This is a genomic window from Streptomyces sp. NTH33, assembly GCF_003236365.1.
Taxonomy (GTDB): domain Bacteria; phylum Actinomycetota; class Actinomycetes; order Streptomycetales; family Streptomycetaceae; genus Streptomyces.
The window spans coordinates 1-18,545 of sequence record NZ_POTZ01000099.1; the positions used below are offsets into that span (position 1 = coordinate 1).

The window sequence follows — 18,545 nt, forward strand, 5'->3', positions numbered from 1 at the left end:
GTGCCCGGGTGCGGAGGGGCGGCCGGCTGCGGCGGAGCGGCCGGGGCGGCGGAGGCCGGCTCCTCCACCGTCACGCCGAAGTCGGTCGCGATGCCCGCGAGCCCGTCGGCGTACCCCTGGCCGACGGCCCGCGCCTTCCACTGGCCACCCCGGAGGTAGATCTCCATCACCACCAGCGCCGTCTCGGTGCCGAGGCGCGGCGGGGTGAACGTGGCCAGCACCGAGCCGCTGTCCGCGTCGCGCAGGGTGGCCGTGGGCTCGATGCCCTGGAACGTCTGCCCGGCGGCGTCCGGGCTGGCGGTGACCACGATCTTCTCGATGCCCGCCGGCACGGCGGCGGTGTCCACGGTGATCGCGTCGGGTGCCGCACCGCCGCCCGAGCGGTACGTCACGCCCGGCCCGGACGGTTGGTTGTAGAAGATGAAGTCGTCGTCCGAACGCACCTTGCCGTCGCCCGCGAGCAGCAGGCCCGATACGTCGAGCCGCACCGGAGCGGCGACGTCCACCGTCACGCGCGCGGCGGCCAGAGGGATGTTCGAGCCGGGGGTCATAACTGTCATGTGGGAGGTAACGAGCGAGTGCGCTTTGCCGTTCCCTTACCTGCCGAACGGGTGACACACCCCGGCCGGTCCGCTAGGGGAGCACGACGATCTTCCGCCCCACCCCCGAGGCGAACTGCTCCAGCGCCTGAGGGTACCGCTCCAGCGGAATCCGGTCGCTGATGAAGACCTCCGGGTCCAGCACCCCGCCCGCGAACAGCTCCGCCGCCCGCTCGAAGCTGTGCAGCACCGCCATCGAGCCGGTGATGGTGATCTCCTGGTTGTAGATCCGGTACGGGTCGATCGTCACCCGGGTCGCGTAGTCCGCCACCCCGAACTGCAGGAACGTCCCCGCCTTCGCCACCCGGTCCAGGCCGTCCTGGATCGCCGCCGCGTTGCCGGTGGCGTCGACCACCACGTCCCAGCCCTGCGGCCGGTCCAGCTCGTCCGCGCCCGCCGCCGCCGCCGACACCCCCAGCCGCCGGGCCGTCTCCAGCCGGGCCGGGTTCACGTCGACCACGTCCACGCTCGCCGCGCCGGTCCGCTTGGCCAGCTCCAGCATCATCAGGCCCATGGTCCCGGAGCCGTAGATCAGCACGTGCGCGCCCAGGCGCGACCGCAGCACGTCGTAGCCGCGCACCGCGCACGACAGCGGCTCGATCAGGGCCGCGTCCTCGGTGCGCACGTGCTCGGGCAGCTTCACGCAGTTCGCCACCGGGGCGACCGCGTACTGCGCGGCACCGCCCGCCGTGGTGACGCCGATCGCGGCCCAGCGTTCGCACATGTTGTTCTGGCCGTTGCGGCAGTAGCGGCACTCGAAGCAGTACAGGGAGGGGTCCACCGCGACCCGGTCGCCGACCGACACCTCGGTGACCTGGGTGCCGACGCCGACCACCTCGCCCGCGAACTCGTGGCCCGGCACGATGGGCAGCTCGGGAGCGAACTCGCCCTGGAGGATGTGCAGGTCCGTGCCGCACAGGCCGCAGGCGGCGACCTCGACGACGACCTCGCGCGGTCCTGGCGTCGGGTCCGGGACCTCGGCGACGACGGCCCTGCCCACGGACTCGATGACGGCGGCCTTCATTTCACGGCTCCCAACGACAGGCCCTGGACGAGTTTGTCCTGGGCGGCGAACCCCGCGGCGAGCACCGGCAGGGAGATGACGAGCGACGCGGCGCACACCTTGGCCAGGAACAGGCCCTGGCTGGTGATGAAGGTGGTGAGGAAGACGGGGGCGGTCTCGGCGACCACGCCCGTGAGGACCCGCGCGAACATCAGCTCGTTCCAGCTGAAGATGAAGCAGATCAGGGCGGTCGCCGCGATGCCGGGCAGGGCGATCGGGGCGACCACGCGGCCCAGCACGGTCGGCAGCCGGGCGCCGTCGATCTGGGCGGCCTCGATGATCGCGACCGGGACCTCGGACAGGAAGGACTGCATCATCCAGACCGCGATCGGCAGGTTCATGGCCGTGTAGAGGATGACCAGTGCCCAGATGTTGTCGAGCAGGCCGGCGTTCTTCGCGAACAGGTAGATCGGCAGCAGAGCGGCCACCAGGGGCAGCATCTTGGTGGACAGGAAGAAGAACAGGACGTCGGTCCACTTCTTCACCGGCCGGATGGACAGCGCGTACGCGGCGGGCAGCGCGAGGAGGAGGGTCAGCAGGGTGGAGACCAGCGAGGCGGTCAGGGAGTTGATCAGCGCGGGCCAGGGACTGGCCCCGCCGGTCAGCCCGAAGAACTCGCGGTAGCCGTCCCACGTCAGCGCGGCGGCCACCGACGGCGGGTTGGTCGCCGCGTCCGCCTCGGAGTGGAAGGACGTCAGCACCATCCAGAGCATGGGCAGCACGAACACGAGTCCGGCCAGCCAGGCGACGACGCCCAGGGCTGCCCCCCGGAACCGGCCGCGCGGCCTGCTGTGCCGCGGGGCGGTGGTGGCGACGGCGGCCATCAGCGGGACACCTCCTCACGGAACAGCGACGACACCACGCGCAGCGCGAAGGTCGCCAGGATGATCGAGCCGATCACGACGACGACGCCGGCCGCGGAGGCGAGGCCGTTCTCGTGCGCCTGGTAGAAGGTCTGGTAGATCGTGTACGGCAGGTTCGCGGTGCCCAGGCCGCCGGAGGTGAGGGTGAACACCGCGTCGAAGTTCTGCACGATGTGGATCGAGCCGAGCAGCACGCCGAGTTCGAGGTAGCGGCGCAGGTGCGGCAGGGTGATGTGCACGAAGATCTGCCAGTCGCTCGCCCCGTCCATCCTGGCCGCCTCGAGCAGTTGTGCATCGCGGCTCTGCAGTCCGGCCAGCAGGATCAGCATCATGAACGGGGTCCACTGCCAGATCAGCGCGGCCTCCACCGCCATCAGCGGCATCTCGGAGATCCAGTCCGGCTGAACCGCCCCGTCCCCGCCGACGGCGTGCAGGATGCCGTTGAACAGCCCGTACTCCGGGTTGAACAGCAGGTGCTTCCACATCAGCGCGGCGGCGATCGGCACCAGCAGGAACGGCGCGATGAGCATGGTGCGCACGGCGGCCCGGCCGCGGAAGCGGCGGTCCAGCAGCAGCGCCAGCAGCAGGCCGAGCAGCAGGCTGACCAGCACCACGGTGACGGTCAGCAGGATGGTCGTCCCCACCGACGTGCGCAGCTCGGGGTTGCTCAGCACCTCGCCGTAGTTGGCGAATCCGGCGAAGCGGCGCTGGTCGGGGTAGAGCGCGTTCCAGTCGAGGAACGAGATCACCAGGGTGGCCACGAAGGGCAGCTGGGTGACGACGATCATGAAGATCAGCGCCGGCAGCAGGGGCGCCCGGGTGGCCCAGGCGCGCATGCGGTTCGGGCGCCGCGCCGCCGGCCGTCCGGAGACGGCGGCGGCGCGGACCGGTGACGTCAGGGTCATGATCCCTCGTACTTCTCGGCGACGGCCTCGGCGAGCTTCTGGGCCTTCTTCAGAGCGCTGTCCACCGACTGGCGTCCGGCGATGGCGGAGCTGATCTCCTGGGAGACCTTGGTGCCCAGGTCGGTGAACTCGGGGATGCCGACGAACTGGATGCCGGGCGCGGGCCGGGGCTGCACGCCCGGGTCCTCGGGCTTGGCGTTCGCGATGGCGTCCCGGGTGACGTCCGCGAACGCGGCGGCCTCCTTGCGGTACTGCGGGATGTCGTAGGTCGAGGCGCGCTTGCCGGCCGGCACGTTGGACCAGCCGGCCTTCTCGCCGACGAGCTTCTCGTAGTCCTTGCCGGAGGCCCAGGAGATGAACTTCCAGGCGTCCTCGGAGTTCTTGGACGCCTTCTGGATGCCCCACGCCCAGGTGTAGAGCCAGCCCGAGCCGTCGGTCTTCTCGACCGGGGCCGGGACGTAGCCGATCTTTCCCTTGACCGGAGAGCCGTCGGCCTCCAGGGAGCCGGCTCCGGCGGTGGCGTCGTACCACATGGCCGTCTTGCCCTGGGTCATGTTGTTCAGGCACTCCGCGTAGCCGGACTGGGCGGCGCCGGCCTCGCCGTGCTTGCGGACCAGGTCGACGTAGAACCGCGTGGCCTCCTTGAACTCCTTGGAGTCCAGGCGTGCCGTCCAGTCCTTGTCGAACCAGGTGCCGCCGAAGGTGTTCACCACCGTGGTCAGCGGCGCCATGACCTCGCCCCAGCCCGGCAGTCCGCGCAGGCAGATGCCCTTCATGCCGGGCTGGGAGCCGTCGATCTCGGCGGCCAGGGCGGCGACCTGCTTCCAGGTGGGCTTGTCCGGCATGGTCAGGCCCTCCCTCTCCAGGACGTCCTTGCGGTACATCAGGAAGGAGGACTCACCGTAGAACGGCTCGCCGTACAGCTTGCCGTCCTCCGCGGTGAGGGCCCGGGTCATCGGGGGGAGGATGTCGGCCTGGTCGAAGGCGGTGTCCTTCTCGACGTGGGCGTCCAGGGAGTGCAGCCACCCGTTCTTGGCGTAGATCGGGATCTCGTAGTTGCTCAGGGTGGCGACGTCGTACTGCCCGGCCTGGTTGGCGAAGTCCTGGCTGATCTTGTCACGGACGTCGTTCTCCGGCAGGACGGTGAAGTTCACCTTGATGCCGGTGTCCTTGGTGAAGTGGGCGGCGGTCAGCTTCTGCAGCTCCACCATCTGCGGATTGTTCACCATCAGGACGTTGATGGAGCTGCCGCCGGCGGATCCGGACCCGCCGGCGCCCGAGCAGGCGGCGAGCGGAGCGATCAGCGTCCCTACCGCCGCCGCGGCGAAGAGGGTCCGTGGCGAGCGTCGGCTCTGGGTTCGCATGGGGTACTCCAGGAATGTTGGCACTGAGGGGGACTTGTGCGGGACGAGGGTGCCTCGCGGGGCGGGTGGAAGGGGAGGTTCTGCGGGGTGCCGGGCGGCTCGGTGGTCAGACCCGGACGACCTGTGGCCCGAGCAGGGAGTAGCGGTGTGCCTCGGCCGCCGGGAGCAAGGTGCTCGTCACGATCGCCTCCAGCGCGCCTACCTCGGCGAACCGGCAGAAGCTGACCGCCCCGAACTTGGTGTGGACGCCCGCGAGCACCACCCGGCGCGCGGACCTGACCGCCTGTGCCTTCACCTCGCCGACCGCCGGGTCGGGCGTGGTCAGACCGTGTTCGCGGGAGATGCCGTTGGCGCCGATGAACGCCAGGTCGATGACGAAACCGGACAGCATCCTCGTCGTCCAGTGGTCCACGGTGGCGAGGGTGCCGGAGCGGACCCGGCCGCCGAGCAGCAGCACGGAGACGGTGCCGGTCCCGGCGAGCGCGCCCGCGACCGGCAGGGAGGCGGTGACCACGGTCAGCGGCCGGTCCCGGGGCAGGGCCTCGGCGATGAGCTGCGGGGTGAAGCCCTCGTCGACGAAGACCGTCTCGGCGTCCCCGAGCAGTTCGGCGGCGGCGGCCGCCACCCGGCGCTTCTCGGGTACGTGGCTGGTGGCGCGGAAGGCCAGGGTGGTCTCGAAGCCGGCGCTCTCCACGGGGTAGGCGCCTCCGTGGGTGCGGCGTACCAGACCGTGGCCCTCCAGGGCGCGCAGGTCCCGGCGTACGGTCTCCTTGGCCACGCCCAGGCCGGCGGCGAGCGCGGTGACGTCGACCGAGCCGGTGGCCCGCGCCAACCGCACGATCTCGCGCTGGCGTTCCTCGGCCGTCCCGTGGCTCATGGGTCGACCCCCCGCTTCCTGATCTCGCTGCCCGTTCGGGCCCGGTGCGGCCCTTGCCGGATGTTCTACAGCGGGTGCGCGGTTCTGACCAGGCCTGTTACGGGTTCACTCCTGCCCGTTTGCGCCCGTTCGACTCGGGTGATGCCCGCCTCGGACCTGCGCGGGGGCGACCCGGGGCGTGGGAACGGGCGGCGCGGATGCCTGAATACGGCGGCGGGCGGGCCCGTTCGGTGCCCGCCCGCCCTCGGCAGCGTCGGTTTTCCGCCGCGTCGGCGGCGTGTCGGTGGGGTGTCGGTGAGGTGTCAGTACGGCCAGATGGGCGGATCCGTCACGAAGGCGCCGCCGATGTACGTCTGTGCCTTGTCGTCCGGGTCGAGCTCGCCCTGCTCGGCGATCAGCTTCTCGGCGTACGGCTCGGAGTCGTCCTGCGGCTCGTAGCCGAGCGCCCGCGCACTGGTCAGGTCCAGCCACAGCCGGGTGTTGGCGGAGGCGCCGTGGACGACGGTGTGGCCGACGTCCTTCGCGGTCAGGGCCGCGTGGAACAGGCGCGCGCCGTCGGCGGGGCTCATCCACATCGAGAGCATCCGCACGCTGGTCGGCTCGGGGAAACAGGAGCCGATGCGCACCGAGACGGTCTCCAGGCCGTGCCTGTCCCAGTAGAGCTGGGCGAGGTCCTCGCCGAAGGACTTGGACAGGCCGTAGAAGGTGTCCGGGCGGCGCGGGGTCTCGACCGGGACGGGCGGCTCGCCGGGGACGGGGCGCGGGGTGTGGCCGACGACGTGGTTGGAGGAGGCGAAGACGATCCGGCGGACGCCCTCCTCGCGGGCCGCCTCGTACAGGTGGTACGTGCCCTCGATGTTCGCCTTGAGGATCTTCTCGAAGGGGGCTTCCAGGGAGATGCCCGCGAGGTGGATGATCGCGTCGACGCCCCGTGCGGCCTCGCGCAGAGCGTCCCGGTCGGCGAGGTCGGCGACGATCGCGTCCGGCTCGCCCTCGATCGGCCGCATGTCGAGGAGGCGCAGCTCGTAGCCGTAGTCGGGCAGCAGGCCCCGCATCAGGGTGCCGAGCCCGCCGGCGGCGCCGGTGAGCAGAACGGTGCGGGGAGCGGGCATCCTCGGTCTCCTTGTTCTCCGGCTTTCGCCGGGCGTTCTCCGGCTTCTGCCGGGGTGTTCTCCGGCTCCGGCCGGGCCGCATGCATGGACGCGATTCACATGCGTGGACACGCTATGAATAGCGGTCACGCCCCGTCAAGTGTGCCGTGAAGTGGTGAAATTCGTCGCTGTGTTGGCGGTTTGCGTGCTTGACCGGCCCGGACGGGGGCCCTTGGCGTGATCGCGTTCAGACATGTGGACATCGATCAGAGACGTGCACCGCCGTGAGCGTCCGTCGTCGTGTGCGCGCATGCCTCAGGGAGAGCCCGTGACGTCAGCCCCTCTCGCCGAACGCCTCGGCATCCCCAGCGGGCCGCTGTTCTTCCCCGTCACCCCCTGCGCGCCCGACGGCTCCCTCGACCTCGACAGCTACCGCGCCCACGTGCGCCACGCGAGGCTCGCGGAGGAGGCCGGGGCGGACGGGTTGCTCGTCATGCCGCCCTACCTCGTGGTCGCCGGCCAGGAAGGGCTGCTGCGCCACTGCCGCGAGGTGGCCGCCGCGACCACCCTGCCGGTCGTCGTCCACCAGCGCGACAACGCGGTGTTCACCCCGCGGACGGTCGTCGCACTCGCCCGCACGGAAGGGATCGTCGGCCTCAAGGGCGGCCTGGGCGACCTGGACCTCATGCAGCGGATCGTGAGCGCCGTACGCGGCGAAGTCCCCGGCGGCTTCCTGTACTTCAACGGCCTGCCGACCGCGGAGCTGACCCAGCCCGCCTACCGCGGCATCGGCGTCACCCTGTACTCCTCCGCCGTCTTCTGCTTCGTCCCCCGAGATCGCCCTCGCCTTCCGCACGGCGCTCCGCGAGGGCGACGAGGCCACCGCGCACCGGCTCCTGGACGGCTTCCACCGCCCGTTCGCCGAACTGCGCGCCCAGGGGCGGGGGTACGCCGTCTTCCTGGTCGAGGCCGGGGTACGGTTGCGCGGTCTTGACGTGGGAGAGGTACGGCCGCCGCTGCACGAACCGGCCGGGGACCACGTCAAGCGGCTCGCCCGGCTGATCGAACGCGGCTACGCGCTGCTCGAGGAGGACGCATGAAGACCTCGGCCTTCGTCTACCCCTGGGACGTCAACGGCGATCCCGGGGCGCCGGGCCGCCTGGCCGCGCTCGGCGTGCGGCAGGCCACCCTCGCCTCCGCCTACCACTCCACGCGCGCGCTGACCCCCCGTCATCCGCGCCACCGCGTGGTCACCGCCGAGCACGCCGCCGTCCTGTACCCGGCGGACGACCGCTGGGCGGGCCGGGCGCTGCGCCCGTACCCGGCCGGCGACTGGGCACCCGGGGACGCGTACGGCGAGGCGGCGGCGGCCCTGGCAGAGGCCGGTCTGGAGGTGCACACCTGGGTCGTCCTCGCACACAACTCCCGCCTGGGCGCCGAGCACCCGGACACCTCCGTCGTCAACGCCTACGGCGACCGCTACCCGTGGGCACCGTGCATCGCCCAGCCCGCCACGCGCGCGTACCTGACCGACCTGGCCGCCGAGGCGGCGGTACGCCCCGGGGCGCGCGGCACCGAACTGGAGTCCCTCGGCTGGTACGGGCTCGCCCACCTGCACGCCCACGACAAGACCGGCGGAGTGGGACTGGGGGACGCCGGGCAGTACCTGATGTCCCTGTGCTTCTGCCCCGCCTGCCGCGCCGGTTACGCCGGACAGGGCCTCGACCCCGACGAGCTGGCGGACGCCGTGCGCACCGCCCTGGAGCCGGTGTGGCAGGGGGCGCCCTCGGACGGCGGCTGGGCCGGCGTCGAGAAACTCCTCGGCGCGACGACGGCGACCGCCACGCGCGCGTGGCGCGACACCACGGCCCGCACCCTGCAGGAGGCGGCGGTGGCGGCGGTCCGCGCGGCGGCCCCGGACGGCTTCCAGGTGCTGCTGCACGCCGACCCGGTCTCCTACCACTGCGGCGCCAACGCCGGCGTGGACCCCGCCCGCATCCTGTCCGTGGCGGACGGCGTGGTGGTGCCGTGCATGGGCGGCTCCGGTCCGCTGGTCCCGTTCGCCGAACACGCCCGCCCGGACACCGTCCTGGCCGCCAACTTCACGATCGTCTCCGGCATGGGCGGCAGCCCCGGCACGCTCGCCGGGGACGCCGCCCGTGCCCGGGGCCTCGGGGCGACGGAACTGCGCCTGTATCACGCCGGGTTGGCGTCGGACGGCGACCTGGCGGCGGTGCGGTCGGCGTTGCGGGGGCTCTGAAGCAGGGGCAGTGACACCGCCAGCAGCCCCAGGCCCAGGAGAGGCAGGAGCAGCGGGAGGGCGACGACGCCGACCAGGGCGGCGCCCGCGGCCAGGCCGACGACGTTGGGGACGAAGAGCAGGGTGTTCGCCGTGGCGGCCGTCCGGCCGAGCAGTTTTGCCGGTGTCTCGCGCTGCACGGCGGTGAGCGCGGCGATCAGCACGCACGGCAGGCCCGCGCCGATCGCCGCGCCGCACACCAGGGTCACCGGGTCGGAGGGGATCGCGCGCAGGGCCACCCCGACTGCCGTGAGGGCGATGCCGCAGGCCGCGAAGCGGTGGCCGCCCAGGCGGCGCAGGGCGGTGCCCGAGACGAGGCCGGTCACGACCGACCCGGCGCCCTGGACGGCGTACAGCACCCCGGCGTACGCGGGCGCGTGGCCGAGGCCGTCGACGACGGCGTAGACCAGCGCGCCGTTCAGGCCGGCGAACAGCATCGTGGCGCCGCCGGCCGACACCAGCGGCCGCAGCCGTGGATGGGACCACAGATGGCGGGCACCCTCGGCGGTGTGCCCGCGCCAGGAGCCCCGGGACCGGCGCGGCTGGTCCTCGCGGACGCGCAGCAGCGCGTACAGGCCCGCGGCGAGCAGGAACGTGACCGCGTCGAGCAGGGCCACGCACGGACCGCCGTACACCGCGTACAGGCCCGCGCCCGCCAGCGGGGCCAGCAGTTTCATGCCCTCCGTCGCGGTCATGCGCAGCCCGTTGAAGTCCCCCAGCAGCTTCGGGTCGACGGCGGTGGCGACGAGCGCCGACTGCGCCGCGTCCGCCACGACGCCGGTCGCGCCGTAGAGGAACAGCACCGCGTACAGCAGCCAGACGCGGCCGAGGGAGTCGACGGTGAGGAGGGTGAGCAGGAGCGCCGCCGGCAGCAGGTTCGCCCCGATCAGCAGGGGGCCGCGGCGGACGCGGTCGGCAAGCGTGCCGAGTGCCGGGCCGGCCAGGGCCGGCGCCCACATCGCCAGCAGGCACAGCGCGGCCAGTCCGTTCGAGCCGGTGAGGTCCTTGACCCACACGCCGGAGGCCAGCCACAGCGCCGAGGTGCCGAAGCCGGACACCACCACCGCGGCCAGACACAGCCCCGCCCGGCGGTCGCGCAGCACCCGTACCAGGGTCCAGTCGGTTGTCGTCATGTCCGCAGATCGTCGCCCTAAGGCCCCGCCCCGCGGATGAGGCGGATTCCGTATACGCCGGACCCTCCGGACAGGGATCCGCAGGATGCCGTCCGTCATCCCGACTTTCTTCTGTCAGAAGCATTGACGAAACCTCAGGCCCCTCTTACCTTCGACGCGTCGTACTTCGTACGTCATATATGAGACGCGATATGTGAGATCCGAGAGGCGCGCATGACCTCTGTGCCCACGCCGATTCCCTCGCGCACGCAGGTCGTGCTGGAGGGGATCAAACACCGCATCCTCACCGGGCGGTTGACACCCGGTCAGGCCCTGGTCGAGACCGAACTCGCCGCACAGTTCGGGGTGTCCAAGACCCCGGTGCGCGAGGCCCTGAAGACCCTGGCCGGCACCGGGCTGGTCGTGATGAACCAGTACAAGGGCGTCACGGTGCGCGAGGTGGACGCGGACATGGCGCGCGAGGTCTACGACGTGCGGCTGCTGCTGGAGCCGGAGGCCCTGAGGCGCTCGGTGCGCCGCGGCGCCTCCCTGGACGCCGCGCGCGACGCGCTGAAGCGGGCCGACGAGGCCGCGGACACCGCCGAACGCTCCCTCGCCAACCGCGAGTTCCACCGCGCCCTCTACCTGCCCTGCGGCAACCCGCTGCTGGGCCGGATGCTGGACGAGGTCCGCGACCAGGCGGCCCTCGTCTCCGCCGTCGCCTGGTCCGCCGACCCCTCCTGGGAGCGGGAGGCCACCGAGCACCGGGAGATCCTGCGGCTCGCCCTGGAGGGTGACGCCGACGGCGCGGCCCGCGCCCTCCACTCCCACATCGCGTCGTTCGTGCAACGGGCCTATCCGCACGCGGAGCCGACGGCCCAGGAAGAGGACGGTCAGGCATGACAACGACGTTCGAGACCCAGCGGGCGGCCCTGGCCGACGTGGTGGCGATCCCGGTGACCCCGTTCACCGAGGACGGCGCCGTCGACACCGCCACCTACCGGGCCCTGCTGCGTCGTCTGCTCGACGGCGGCGTCACCACCCTCACGCCGAACGGCAACACCGGCGAGTTCTACGCCCTCAGCCCCGAGGAGCGGAAGCTGGTCACCGAGACGACCGTGGAGGAGGCCGGGGACCGGGCGAGCATCCTGGTCGGGATCGGCCACGACGTGCCCACCGCCGTCGCCTCCGCCCGGCACGCCCGCGAGCTGGGCGTCGGGATGGTCATGGTCCACCAGCCCGTCCACCCCTACGTCTCCCAGGGCGGCTGGGTCGACTACCACCGCGCGATCGCCGAGGCCGTGCCCGAGCTGGGCGTCGTCCCCTACATCCGCAACGCCCGGCTGTCCGGCGCCCGCCTGGCCGAACTCGCCGACGCCTGCCCCAACGTGATCGGCGTCAAGTACTCCGTCCCGGACGCCGCCCACTTCGCCGCCTTCGCCCGGGACGCGGGCCTGGAGAGGTTCGTGTGGGTCGCCGGCCTCGCCGAGCCCTACGCGCCCTCCTACTTCTCCGCCGGCGCCACCGGCTTCACCTCCGGCCTGGTCAACGTCGCCCCGGCGGTCTCCCGGAACATGCTCCAGGCGCTCCGGTCCGGCGACTACCCGGCCGCGATGAAGGTCTGGGAGCAGATCCGCCGCTTCGAGGAGCTGCGCGCCGCCAACGGCTCGGCCAACAACGTCACCGTCGTCAAGGAGGGCCTGGCCACGCTCGGTCTGTGCCGCCGCGACGTACGCCCGCCGAGCAAGCCGCTGCCCGAGAGCGAGCGCGCCGAGGTCGCCGCCATAGTCGCCGGGTGGTCCGCATGACCGGCCGCAAGCGCCCCGAGGAGCTGCGCAGCCACCAGTGGTACGGCACCGACGGCCTGCGCTCCTTCAGCCACCGCGCCCGCACCCGCCAGCTCGGCTACCTGCCCGAGGAGCACCTGGGCAAGCCGGTCGTCGCGATCCTCAACACCTGGTCCGACATCAACCCCTGCCACGTCCACCTGCGCGACCGCGCCCAGGCGGTCAAGCGCGGGGTGTGGCAGGCGGGCGGCTTCCCGCTGGAGTTCCCGGTCTCCACCCTCAGCGAGACCTTCCAGAAGCCGACCCCGATGCTGTACCGCAACATGCTCGCCATGGAGACCGAGGAGCTGCTGCGCTCCTACCCGGTCGACGGCGCCGTGCTGTTGGGCGGCTGCGACAAGTCCACGCCCGCCCTCCTCATGGGCGCCGCCAGCGCCGACCTGCCCACCGTCTTCGTGCCCGCCGGGCCCATGCTGCCCGGCCACTGGCGGAGCGAAGTCCTCGGCTCCGGCACCGACATGTGGAAGTACTGGGACGACAAGCGCGCCGGCCTCATCGGCGACTGCGAGATGGCCGAGCTGGAGAGCGGCCTGGCCCGCTCGCCCGGCCACTGCATGACCATGGGCACGGCCTCCACGCTGACCGCCGCCGCCGAAGTCCTCGGCGTGACCGTCCCCGGCGCCTCCAGCATCCCCGCCGTGGACTCCGGACACGACCGGATGGCGGCCAGGGCGGGGATGACGATCGTCGAACTGGTCCACAAGGGCCGTAAGGTGAGCGACATCCTCACCCGCGAGGCCTTCGAGGACGCCGTCACCACGGTCCTCGGCCTCGGCGGCTCCACCAACGCGGTGATCCACCTGATCGCCATGGCGGGCCGCGCGGGGGTGAGGCTCACCCTCGACGACTTCGACCGCATCGCCCGCACGGTGCCGGTCCTGGCCAACGTCCGCCCCGGCGGCGAGAAGTACCTCATGGAGGACTTCCACTTCGCCGGCGGCCTGCCCGGCTTCCTCTCCCGCATCCCGGACCTGCTCCACCTGGACCGGCCCACGGTGTCGTACGACACCCTGCGCGAGCAGATCGCCGGCGCGCAGGTGCACGACGACGACGTGATCCGGACCCGGGACAACCCGGTCGCGTCCGAGGGCGGGGTGGCGGTCCTGCGCGGCAACCTCTGCCCGGACGGCGCCGTCATCAAGCACATCGCCGCCGAGCCGCACCTGCTCCGGCACACCGGCCCCGCGGTCGTCTTCGACGACTACAGGACGATGCAGCGCACCATCAACGACCCGTCGCTGAACATCACCGCCGACAGCGTGCTGGTGCTGCGGGGCGCCGGTCCGAAGGGCGGCCCCGGAATGCCCGAGTACGGCATGCTGCCGCTGCCCGACCACCTGCTCAAGCAGGGCGTGCGCGACATGGTGCGGATCTCCGACGCCCGCATGAGCGGCACGAGTTACGGCGCCTGCGTGCTGCACGTCGCCCCCGAGTCGTACGTCGGCGGCCCGCTCGCGCTGGTGCGCACCGGCGACCCGATCACCCTCGACGTCGAGGCCCGCACCCTCCACCTCCACGTGGACGACGAGGAGCTGGAGCGCCGCAGGGCCCGGTGGTCGCCGCCGCCCGTGCGGTACGAGCGCGGCTACGGCGCCCTGTACTCCGACCAGATCACCCAGGCCGACACCGGCTGCGACTTCGAGTTCCTGGCCCGGCCGGGGAAGGTGCCGGACCCGTACGCCGGGTGACCACCGGACCCCGACCGGAACCGGCACGGACCAACTGCCCCACCCCTCTGCCCCCTACGTCGAAGCGCTTGCCCCACGCCCATCTAGAAAGCGCTTCCTACAGAGTGTCCCACTGCGAACGGAGAAAGAGTCATGGCCCAAGCCGCAGCCGTGGCGAAACCGCCCGCGCCACCCCGGCGGCGCCGTGCCTCCGCCACGCCGCGCAGGCTCCCGTACCTGCTGATCGCCCCGGCCGCCCTGCTCATGCTGGGCTTCATCGCCTACCCGGTGCTCAGCGTCTTCTACTACAGCCTGCAGCACTACAACCCCACCAAGCCCTGGCGGAACGGATACGCCGGCTTCGACAACTTCGTCCACGCCTTCACCGAGGACCCCCAGTTCTGGGACACGCTGCTCTTCAGCGCGAAGTGGGTCGTCGTCGAGGTCGGGCTGCAACTGCTCTTCGGGCTCGCCCTCGCCCTGATCGTCAACCAGACCTTCGTGGGCCGCGGACTCGGCCGGGCGCTGGTGTTCTCCCCGTGGGCGGTCTCCGGCGTGCTGACCTCCGCCATCTGGGTGCTGCTCTACAACTCCCAGACCGGCATCACCCGCTACCTCGCCGACCTGGGCATCGGCTCCTACGGCACCAGCTGGCTGTCGGACACCTCCACGGTCTTCCCGGCGGCGGTGATCGCCGACCTGTGGCGCGGGGTGCCCTTCTTCGCCATCCTCATCCTCGCCGACCTGCAGTCCGTCTCGAAGGACCTGTACGAGGCCGCCGAGGTCGACGGGGCGAGCCGCCTCAAGCAGTTCTGGCACATCACCCTGCCCCACCTGAAGGACGCCATCGTCCTGTCCACGCTGCTGCGCGCGGTGTGGGAGTTCAACAACGTCGACCTGCTCTACACCCTGACCAACGGCGGACCGGCCGGCGTGACCACCACACTGCCGCTCTACGTCGCCAACACCAGCGTCGACGCCCACAACTTCGGCTACGCGTCCGCCCTGACCACGGCGGCGTTCGTCATCCTGCTCTTCTTCTCGATCGTCTATCTGCGGCTGAGCAAGTTCGGAGGTGAGAAGTGATCACCGAGATCGCCCCCGCGCCCCGGCGCGTGGTGTCCGAGCCGGCCCGGCCGCGCGGCGGGCGCCGCGCCTGGGACGAGGTTCCGCGCTGGCAGATCTACCTGCCGCTGTCCGTCTACCTGCTGTTCACCCTGATCCCCTTCTACTGGATCCTGCTGTTCTCCCTGCGCCCGGCCGGCTCCACCTCGCTCGTGCCCTGGCCGGTGACGTTCGACCACTTCGCGAAGGTGTGGACCGAGCGGAGCTTCGGCCTCTACTTCTACAACAGCGTGCTCGTCGGCATCGCGACCCTGGTCCTCACCACGGTCGTCGCCCTGGCCGGCGGCTACGCGCTCGCCCGGTTCGACTTCCGGCTCAAGCGCGGCTTCATGCTGGCCCTGCTGTGCTCGCAGTTCGTGCCCGGCGCGCTGCTGCTGGTGCCGCTCTTCCAGATCTTCGCCGAACTATCGATGATCAACTCGCTCGCCAGCGTCATCATCGCCGAGACCGTCTTCCAGCTGCCGCTGTCGATGATCCTGATCAGCGGCTTCATCAGGAACGTGCCGCCCTCCCTGGAGGAGGCCGCCTGGGTGGACGGCTGCAGCCGGTTCGCCGCCTTCCGGATCGTCGTCCTGCCGATGCTGCGGCCCGGACTGATCGCCGTCGGCTCCTTCGCCTTCGTGCACGCCTGGAACCACTTCCTGTTCGCCCTGATGTTCCTCTCCGACCAGAGCAAGCAGACCATCCCCGTCGGCCTCAACACCCTGATGAACGCGGACAGCGTCGACCTGGGCGCCCTGGCGGCGGGCGGCATCGTCGCCGCCGTACCCGTGGTGATCGTGTTCGCCTTCATCCAGAAGTGGCTGATCACCGGCTTCAGCGCGGGGGCGGTGAAGGGATGACGACGACACCGCTGCCCGTCGTGCTGGCCGGTGCCCGCGGCCACGGCCGCTGGCACCTGGACAACATCCGCCGGCTGCAGGACACGGGCCTGGTAAGGCTGGCCGGGATCTGCGAGCTGACCCCGCTCACCGAGGACGAGATCCCCGACGGGCTGGGCACCCCCGAGCAGTCCGCCGACTTCGGCGCCCTCCTGGACGCCACCGGCGCGCGGATCGCCGTGATCTGCACGCCCATCCCGACCCACACCGACCTGGCGCTCACCGCCGCCGAGCGGGGCGTCCACCTCCTGCTGGAGAAGCCGCCCGCCCCCTCCCACGCCGAGTTCCGCCGCATGGCCGACGGGGTCGCGAAGGCCGGCGTCGCCTGCCAGATCGGCTTCCAGTCGCTGGGCTCGCACGCGCTGCCCGCGATCCGGAAGCTGATCGCCGAGGGTGCGATCGGCACGGTCAACGGGGCCGGCGGGGCGGGCGCCTGGGTGCGCGACGAGGCGTACTACACGCGGGCGCCCTGGGCCGGCCGACGGCGCCTGAACGGCGTCGACGTGGTCGACGGGGTGCTCACCAACCCGCTCGCGCACGCCGTCGCCACCGCGCTCGCCCTGCTCGGCACCACCGGCGCCGAGGACGTCACCGGCGTCGAGACCGAGCTGTGGCGGGCCAACGCCATCGAGGCCGACGACACCTCCTGCGTCCGCGTCACCACCCCCCGCGGCCCGGCCGTCGTCGCCGCGACGCTGTGCGCGGAGCGGGCCGACGAGCCGTACGTCCTGGTGCAGGGCAGCAGCGGGCGGATCACCCTCTGGTACAAGCAGGACCGCATGCTGCTGCAGCGCGCCGGCCACGGCCCCGAGGAGTTCGAGTACGGCCGCACCGACCTGCTCGAGAACCTGGTCGCCCACCTCACCACCGGCGCCGAGCTGCTGGTGCCGCCCGCGGCCACGGGTGCCTTCATGCGGGTCGTCGAGGCGATCCGCACCGCCCCCGACCCCCGCCCGCTGCCGACGACGGCCTGGCGGCGGGACGACGGCGAGGGGCGCCGGATCGTGCCCGGCATCGACGGGCTCGTCGCGGCCGCCGCCGACACCTTCTCCCTCTACTCCGAGCTGGGCGCCGCCTGGGCCCCGCCGAAGGAGGCGACCCTCGGATGACCTCGAACGACTCCCCGGTGCTGCGCGTCGCCGGCCGCCCGGTCGCCCGGTACGTCACCCGGCCCGAGTTGCCCGGCCGGCTCTCCCCGCGCCCCTACCTGCACCCCGTCACCACCCTGGCCGGCACGGCGGTCACCGAGCTGAGCCCCGCCGACCACCCGCACCACCTCGGCGTCGGTGTCGCCGTTCCCGACGTCGAGGGGCGCAACTTCTGGGGCGGGCGCACCTTCGTGCGCGACCGGGGCCCGACCGAGCTGGACAACCACGGCGCCCAGCGGCACACCGGCTTCCAGCTGCGCGACCCGGACGGTTTCGTGGAGGAGCTGCGCTGGGTCGCCGAGGGCCGCGAACTGCTGCGCGAGCGCCGTACCGTGGCCGCCACCGGGCTCACCGGCACCGCCTGGGCGCTGGACTTCACCTTCGCCCTGACCAACGTCACCCGGGAGCCGCTGTCGATCGGCAGCCCCGCCACCAACGGGCGCCCCGGCGCGGCCTACGGCGGCTTCTTCTGGCGGGCCCGCAAGGAGGAACGGCCCCCGCTGGTGTTCACCGCCGACCGGGACGGCGAGGCGGAGGCCCACGGCGCACGCGCCGACTGGCTGGCGCTCGCCGGCAGCACCTGGACGCTGGTGTTCGCCGGGGTCACCGACGCCACCCGCCGCGACGCCTGGTTCGTGCGCGCCGAGGAGTACCCCGGGGTGGGCTCGTCCCTGGCGGCCGGGGACCGGCTCGCGGTCGCGCCGGGCGAGAGCGTCGTACGCCGCGTCGTCACCGTCGTGGCCGACGGCCGGCTGGGCCGGGACGAGGCGGGGGTGCTGGCGCGCAAGGCGGTGATCCCGTGAGCCCGCTGGGCGTCGGCCCCGAGGACGGCACCTACCGCAACCCGGTCCTCGACGCCGACTGGTCCGACCCCGACGTCGTCCGCGTCGGCGACGACTTCCACCTGACCGCCTCCAGCTTCGGCCGCGCCCCCGGCCTGCCGCTGCTGCACTCGCGCGACCTGGTCAACTGGACCCTGATCGGACACGCCCTCGCACACCTCGAACCGGCCGAGGAGTTCGCCGCGCCGCGGCACGACCGCGGTGTCTGGGCGCCGTCGCTGCGCCACCACGACGACCGGTTCTGGATCTTCTGGGGCGACCCCGACCAGGGCGTCTTCCAGATCAACGCCCCCGAGATCGGCGGCCCGTGGACCCGCCCGCACCTGGTCAAGGAGGGCAAGGGCCTGATCGACCCGTGCCCGCTGTGGGACGAGGAGACCGGCGAGGCCTACCTGGTGCACGCCTGGGCCAGGTCCCGCGCCGGCGTCAACAACCGGCTGACCGGCCACCGGATGCGCCCCGACGGGACCGGGCTGCTGGACGAGGGCAAGGTGATCGTCGACGGCGACCGCATCCCCGGCTGGTTCACCCTCGAGGGGCCCAAGCTGTACCGGCACGACGGCTGGTTCTGGATCCTGGCGCCCGCCGGGGGAGTGGGGACGGGCTGGCAGGGCGCCTTCCGCGCGCGGGAGTTCTTCGGCCCCTACGAGGAGAAGGTCGTCCTGGAGCAGAAGGACACCGGCGTCAACGGCCCCCACCAGGGCGGCTGGGTGCGCACCCCGTCCGGCGAGGACTGGTTCCTGCACTTCCAGCAGCGCGGCGCGTACGGCCGCGTGGTGCACCTGCAGCCGATGCGCTGGGGTGCGGACGGATGGCCGGTGCTGGGCGACGAGGGTGCCCCCGTCGCCGTGCACCGCAGGCC

General features: G+C 72.2%; 17 protein-coding genes and 1 pseudogene. 10 read left to right on the plus strand and 8 right to left on the minus strand.

Going from position 1 to position 18,545, the window contains the following annotated elements; all coding sequences use genetic code 11:
- The 7 genes from C1I97_RS12820 to C1I97_RS12850 all read right to left on the minus strand — a co-directional run.
- The coding region (locus C1I97_RS12820) for a TerD family protein (RefSeq protein WP_146608202.1) at positions 1-551 on the minus strand (551 nt) is incomplete at its 3' end.
- Between the two features lie 82 nt (positions 552-633).
- Positions 634-1,623, minus strand: a complete 990-nt coding sequence (locus tag C1I97_RS12825) for a zinc-dependent alcohol dehydrogenase family protein (protein ID WP_111003340.1) — start codon at positions 1,621-1,623, stop codon at positions 634-636.
- Positions 1,620-2,486, minus strand: a complete 867-nt coding sequence (locus C1I97_RS12830; RefSeq protein WP_111003341.1) for a carbohydrate ABC transporter permease — start codon at positions 2,484-2,486, stop codon at positions 1,620-1,622. The genes C1I97_RS12825 and C1I97_RS12830 overlap by 4 nt, the downstream gene beginning before the upstream one ends.
- Positions 2,486-3,430 carry a carbohydrate ABC transporter permease gene (locus tag C1I97_RS12835; RefSeq protein ID WP_111003342.1) on the minus strand — a complete coding sequence of 315 codons (945 nt, stop codon included), beginning with the start codon at positions 3,428-3,430 and terminating at the stop codon, positions 2,486-2,488. The genes C1I97_RS12830 and C1I97_RS12835 overlap by 1 nt, the downstream gene beginning before the upstream one ends.
- On the minus strand, positions 3,427-4,794 hold the full coding sequence (locus tag C1I97_RS12840; protein ID WP_111003343.1) for an ABC transporter substrate-binding protein: 1,368 nt from the start codon (positions 4,792-4,794) through the stop codon (positions 3,427-3,429). Before C1I97_RS12840 ends, C1I97_RS12835 begins: the two co-directional genes overlap by 4 nt.
- A gap of 106 nt (positions 4,795-4,900) precedes the next feature.
- On the minus strand, positions 4,901-5,671 hold the full coding sequence (locus C1I97_RS12845; protein WP_111003344.1) for a DeoR/GlpR family DNA-binding transcription regulator: 771 nt from the start codon (positions 5,669-5,671) through the stop codon (positions 4,901-4,903).
- Between the two features lie 302 nt (positions 5,672-5,973).
- Positions 5,974-6,783, minus strand: a complete 810-nt coding sequence (locus C1I97_RS12850) for an NAD-dependent epimerase/dehydratase family protein (RefSeq protein WP_111003345.1) — start codon at positions 6,781-6,783, stop codon at positions 5,974-5,976.
- A 289-nt stretch (positions 6,784-7,072) separates the two neighbouring features.
- Between C1I97_RS12850 and C1I97_RS12855 the strand changes: the two are divergent.
- Both C1I97_RS12855 and C1I97_RS12860 read left to right on the plus strand, forming a co-directional pair.
- A pseudogene (locus tag C1I97_RS12855) lies at positions 7,073-7,862 on the plus strand (5-dehydro-4-deoxyglucarate dehydratase).
- On the plus strand, positions 7,859-9,022 hold the full coding sequence (locus C1I97_RS12860) for a hypothetical protein (protein ID WP_111003346.1): 1,164 nt from the start codon (positions 7,859-7,861) through the stop codon (positions 9,020-9,022). The pseudogene C1I97_RS12855 and the gene C1I97_RS12860 overlap by 4 nt, the downstream one beginning before the upstream one ends.
- Here the strand turns inward: C1I97_RS12860 and C1I97_RS12865 are convergent.
- On the minus strand, positions 8,959-10,194 hold the full coding sequence (locus tag C1I97_RS12865; protein ID WP_111003347.1) for an MFS transporter: 1,236 nt from the start codon (positions 10,192-10,194) through the stop codon (positions 8,959-8,961). The two genes, C1I97_RS12860 and C1I97_RS12865, sit on opposite strands and share 64 nt — an antisense overlap.
- A gap of 213 nt (positions 10,195-10,407) precedes the next feature.
- On the opposite strand from C1I97_RS12865, the gene C1I97_RS12870 reads away from it, so the two are divergent.
- The 8 genes from C1I97_RS12870 to C1I97_RS12905 form a co-directional block, all read left to right on the plus strand.
- On the plus strand, positions 10,408-11,076 hold the full coding sequence (locus C1I97_RS12870; RefSeq protein ID WP_111003348.1) for a GntR family transcriptional regulator: 669 nt from the start codon (positions 10,408-10,410) through the stop codon (positions 11,074-11,076).
- Positions 11,073-11,981 (plus strand): dihydrodipicolinate synthase family protein, encoded by a 909-nt coding sequence (locus tag C1I97_RS12875; protein WP_111003349.1) that lies wholly within the window; start codon positions 11,073-11,075, stop codon positions 11,979-11,981. Before C1I97_RS12870 ends, C1I97_RS12875 begins: the two co-directional genes overlap by 4 nt.
- The gene (gene araD / locus C1I97_RS12880; protein ID WP_111003354.1) at positions 11,978-13,708 is read left to right on the plus strand and encodes an L-arabinonate dehydratase; all 1,731 of its coding nucleotides are present in this window, start codon (positions 11,978-11,980) and stop codon (positions 13,706-13,708) included. Before C1I97_RS12875 ends, araD begins: the two co-directional genes overlap by 4 nt.
- A gap of 132 nt (positions 13,709-13,840) precedes the next feature.
- Positions 13,841-14,773 carry a carbohydrate ABC transporter permease gene (locus C1I97_RS12885; RefSeq protein ID WP_111003350.1) on the plus strand — a complete coding sequence of 311 codons (933 nt, stop codon included), beginning with the start codon at positions 13,841-13,843 and terminating at the stop codon, positions 14,771-14,773.
- On the plus strand, positions 14,770-15,654 hold the full coding sequence (locus C1I97_RS12890) for a carbohydrate ABC transporter permease (protein WP_111003351.1): 885 nt from the start codon (positions 14,770-14,772) through the stop codon (positions 15,652-15,654). The genes C1I97_RS12885 and C1I97_RS12890 overlap by 4 nt, the downstream gene beginning before the upstream one ends.
- On the plus strand, positions 15,651-16,802 hold the full coding sequence (locus C1I97_RS12895) for a Gfo/Idh/MocA family protein (protein WP_111003352.1): 1,152 nt from the start codon (positions 15,651-15,653) through the stop codon (positions 16,800-16,802). Before C1I97_RS12890 ends, C1I97_RS12895 begins: the two co-directional genes overlap by 4 nt.
- Positions 16,799-17,644 (plus strand): PmoA family protein, encoded by an 846-nt coding sequence (locus tag C1I97_RS12900; protein WP_111003353.1) that lies wholly within the window; start codon positions 16,799-16,801, stop codon positions 17,642-17,644. Before C1I97_RS12895 ends, C1I97_RS12900 begins: the two co-directional genes overlap by 4 nt.
- Positions 17,641-18,545: glycoside hydrolase 43 family protein (locus tag C1I97_RS12905; RefSeq protein ID WP_258382542.1), on the plus strand; the 905-nt coding region annotated here is incomplete at its 3' end. The genes C1I97_RS12900 and C1I97_RS12905, both read left to right, overlap by 4 nt.